Source organism: Edwardsiella sp. A.80236 (assembly GCF_044540725.1).
Taxonomy (GTDB): domain Bacteria; phylum Pseudomonadota; class Gammaproteobacteria; order Enterobacterales; family Enterobacteriaceae; genus Edwardsiella; species Edwardsiella tarda.
The window spans coordinates 1-2,609 of record NZ_JBIUCY010000046.1 but is presented as its reverse complement, the minus strand read 5'-3'; the positions used below and the strand labels follow the sequence as shown (position 1 = coordinate 2,609).

The 2,609-nt window shown below is 59.1% G+C and carries 3 protein-coding genes; all 3 read left to right on the top strand.

Going from position 1 to position 2,609, the window contains the following annotated elements:
• The first annotated feature begins 139 nt into the window (after nt 1-139).
• The 3 genes from ACEQFP_RS17325 (at nt 140) to ACEQFP_RS17315 (ending at nt 2,539) form a co-directional block, all read left to right on the top strand.
• Nucleotides 140-775 carry a DUF3363 domain-containing protein gene (locus ACEQFP_RS17325; RefSeq protein WP_001253263.1) on the top strand — a complete coding sequence of 212 codons (636 nt, stop codon included), beginning with the start codon at nt 140-142 and terminating at the stop codon, nt 773-775.
• 216 nt (nt 776-991) lie between these two features.
• Nucleotides 992-2,206 carry a chloramphenicol/florfenicol efflux MFS transporter FloR gene (gene floR / locus ACEQFP_RS17320; RefSeq protein ID WP_396464370.1) on the top strand — a complete coding sequence of 405 codons (1,215 nt, stop codon included), beginning with the start codon at nt 992-994 and terminating at the stop codon, nt 2,204-2,206.
• 27 nt (nt 2,207-2,233) lie between these two features.
• Nucleotides 2,234-2,539: a LysR family transcriptional regulator gene (locus ACEQFP_RS17315; RefSeq protein ID WP_001255015.1), complete on the top strand. Its 306-nt coding sequence runs from the start codon at nt 2,234-2,236 to the stop codon at nt 2,537-2,539.
• Nucleotides 2,540-2,609: the final 70 nt, after the last annotated feature.

Here is a 2,609-nt window from a genome sequence, read left to right as displayed (position 1 = left end):
GTAAGCAGAGTTTTTGAAATGTAAGGCCTTTGAATAAGACAAAAGGCTGCCTCATCGCTAACTTTGCAACAGTGCCGTTTATTCTTCCTATACGTGCCGCGTTCCAGGCGGCGACTATGAGGGCTATGTCGATGCCCATGTGCGCCGGCTGGAGGCGCTACGCCGGGCCGGTATCGTCGAGCGGATCGACGCCGACCAATGGCGCATCCCCGATGATCTGGTCAGCCGTGCCGCCGCCCATGACGCCGGCCGAGACAGTCAGGCCAGCGTTCGCGTCCTTTCCCCGGTCGATCTGAACAAACAGATCGGATCGGACGGCGCGACCTGGCTGGACCGGCGGCTGATCCACGGCGAGACGGCCGACCTTGCGCCAACCGGCTTCGGGCAACAAGTCCGCGAAGCCATGGACCAGCGCCGCGAGCACCATATCGAACAGGGCGACGCCACCCGCAGCCGGGACAGCCGCGTCTTCTACCGGCGCAACCTTCTCGCCATCCTGCGGGAGCGCGAGGTAGCCGGCGTCGGATCGGATATGGCTTTGAGTAAGGGCCTGCCGTTCCGCGCCGCCACGGACGGCGAGAGCGTCAGCGGCAAGTTTACCGGAACCGTGCATCTATCGAGCGGCAAGTTCGCCGTGGTCGAGAAATCCCATGAGTTCACCCTTGTCCCGTGGCGGCCGATCATCGACCGCCAACTCGGCCGCGAGGTTATGGGCATCGTGCAGGGCGGGTCGGTGTCGTGGCAGTTAGGGCGGCAGAGGGGGCTGGAACGCTGAGTGCGCCCATGCCGCATTGCGAAGCAAAAGATAATCGGATAAAATGTAGCAATTCATATTCGTAAGCGTGGAGTAATCAGATGGGAAATTCCAAGTCAGCAGACAAGTAAGCCGCAACAACCAGTATTGTTGTTGCGGCGCTCTGTAAGGCTAGTCTCATCTGATTGCTGACGAGCAGACGTCGCCCGGTATTCCTTAATCGAGGGTTGATTCGTCATGACCACCACACGCCCCGCGTGGGCCTATACGCTGCCGGCAGCACTGCTGCTGATGGCTCCTTTCGACATCCTCGCTTCACTGGCGATGGATATTTATCTCCCTGTCGTTCCAGCGATGCCCGGCATCCTGAACACGACGCCCGCTATGATCCAACTCACGTTGAGCCTCTATATGGTGATGCTCGGCGTGGGCCAGGTGATTTTTGGTCCGCTCTCAGACAGAATCGGGCGACGGCCAATTCTACTTGCGGGCGCAACGGCTTTCGTCATTGCGTCTCTGGGAGCAGCTTGGTCTTCAACTGCACCGGCCTTTGTCGCTTTCCGTCTACTTCAAGCAGTGGGCGCGTCGGCCATGCTGGTGGCGACGTTCGCGACGGTTCGCGACGTTTATGCCAACCGTCCTGAGGGTGTCGTCATCTACGGCCTTTTCAGTTCGATTCTGGCGTTCGTGCCTGCGCTCGGCCCTATCGCCGGAGCATTGATCGGCGAGTTCTTGGGATGGCAGGCGATATTCATTACTTTGGCTATACTGGCGATGCTCGCACTCCTAAATGCGGGTTTCAGGTGGCACGAAACCCGCCCTCTGGATCAAGTCAAGACGCGCCGATCTGTCTTGCCGATCTTCGCGAGTCCGGCTTTTTGGGTTTACACTGTCGGCTTTAGCGCCGGTATGGGCACCTACTTCGTCTTCTTCTCGACGGCTACCCGTGTGCTCATAGGCCAAGCGGAATATTCCGAGATCGGATTCAGCTTTGCCTTCGCCACTGTCGCGCTTGTAATGATCGTGACAGCCCGTTTCGCGAAGTCCTTTGTCGCCAAATGGGGCATCGCAGGATGCGTGGCGCGTGGGATGGCGTTGCTTGTTTGCGGAGCGGTCCTGTTGGGGATCGGCGAACTTTACGGCTCGCCGTCATTCCTCACCTTCATCCTACCGATGTGGGTTGTCGCGGTCGGTATTGTCTTCACGGTGTCCGTTACCGCGAACGGCGCTTTGGCAGAGTTCGACGACATCGCGGGATCAGCGGTCGCGTTCTACTTCTGCGTTCAAAGCCTGATAGTCAGCATTGTCGGGACATTGGCGGTGGCACTTTTAAACGGTGACACAGCGTGGCCCGTGATCTGTTACGCCACGGCGATGGCGGTACTGGTTTCGTTGGGGCTGGTGCTCCTTCGGCTCCGTGGGGCTGCCACCGAGAAGTCGCCAGTCGTCTAACCGACGACTGGTAGCAGGCCCGCTCCGATGCGGCGCACTAACCATCGAAACCTCGTGAATGTCGGTATCCTGTCTGGCAGGATACCGCTCATTTCCCTTGTTCAGTTCATCGCCGTCGCCGAGCATCTGAATTTTCGGCATGCGGCCAAGGCACTTGGTATCAGCCAGTCGAGCGTCAGCGCGCGTGTGAAAGCGCTGGAGGATAACCTTGGTGTCCTGCTATTTGAGCGCCATGCGCGGGGCGTTCGGCTAACAGACGCAGGCAGGCACTTCATGGAGCGTGTCACGGCGGGTGTCGATCAACTCGATCACGCAGTGAAGACCGCGGAGTGACGGGCACTGGCTGGCAATGTCTAGCAACGGCAGGCATTTCGGCTGAGGGTAAAAGAACTTTCCGCTAAGC

Excerpts from the sequence above, each read along its gene's own strand:
- floR (WP_396464370.1), top strand. The coding sequence starts at position 992 with ATGACCACCACACGCCCCGCGTGGGCCTATACGCTGCCGGCAGCACTG.
- ACEQFP_RS17315 (WP_001255015.1), top strand. The coding sequence starts at position 2,234 with ATGCGGCGCACTAACCATCGAAACCTCGTGAATGTCGGTATCCTGTCT.